The sequence below is a fragment of the Psychromonas sp. B3M02 genome (assembly GCF_003318165.1).
GTDB lineage: Bacteria > Pseudomonadota > Gammaproteobacteria > Enterobacterales > Psychromonadaceae > Psychromonas.
The window spans coordinates 1-965 of sequence record NZ_QOCB01000037.1; the positions used below are offsets into that span (position 1 = coordinate 1).

At 49.2% G+C, this 965-nt stretch carries 1 protein-coding gene; it reads right to left on the minus strand.

Features of this window, described 5'->3' with window-relative positions:
• Positions 1-965: Ig-like domain-containing protein (locus DS885_RS05230; protein ID WP_258546849.1), on the minus strand; the 965-nt coding region annotated here is incomplete at both ends.

The window sequence follows — 965 nt, forward strand, 5'->3', positions numbered from 1 at the left end:
ATCGCTCGCGGTAACGGTAACGGTAATAACCGTTTCACCATCATCCAGTGCCGGTAAGGTATTATCCGCGAGTGTCCAGGTGCCATCGGTATTGTTAGTGGCGCTGTATTCAACCCCGTTCACCGTCACAAATACTGATGCTGTGCTATCGTCGACACTCCCTGTCAAAGTAGGCGTGCTATCCGTGGTGATCGTTGAATTAATACTGACGACAGGCGCTGTGGTATCAATCTCTATTATTTTTGAATTAGTAGCACTATTACTTAAATCATCCTCAGCGGTAACAAAAACTTCAACGTTACCTTCGGCTAATTCAGGTAAGGTGTCAGCGGCTAAGCTCCAAGTCCCATCACCATTGTTTACCGCGGTGTAATCAATCTCGTTCACCGTCACAATCACGGTCGCGGTAGGGTCATCGATGCTACCGCTTAACGCTGGTGAGGTCTCATTGGTGACTAACGCATCGATACTCACGTTTAAGCCGGTGGTATCCACTTCAACGGTGCCCGTGTTCGTGGCGCTATTGCCCGCCGCATCGCTGGCGGTAACGGTAATAACCGTTTCACCGTCATCCAGTGCCGGTAACGTATTATCCGCTAATGTCCAGGTGCCATCGGCATTGTTAGTCGCTTGATACTCAACGCCATTAACTATGACCGTAATAGAAGCTGTTGAATCGTTTACGGTTCCTGTTAACTCAGGAGTAGTATCATTCGTAGAAAGTGAATCAATACCTACTAATGGTGCCGTACTATCAACTTCTATAGTAGTCGTTGCGCTATCGGTATGACCGGCTTCATCGCTCGCCGATACGCTGATCTCAACCTCACCTTCGGCTAACTCAGGTAAGGTGTCCGCGGCTAAGCTCCAAGTCCCATCACCATTGTTTACCGCGGTGTAGTCAATCTCGTTCACCGTCACAATCACGGTCGCGGTAGGGTCATCGATGCTTCCGCTTAACGCTG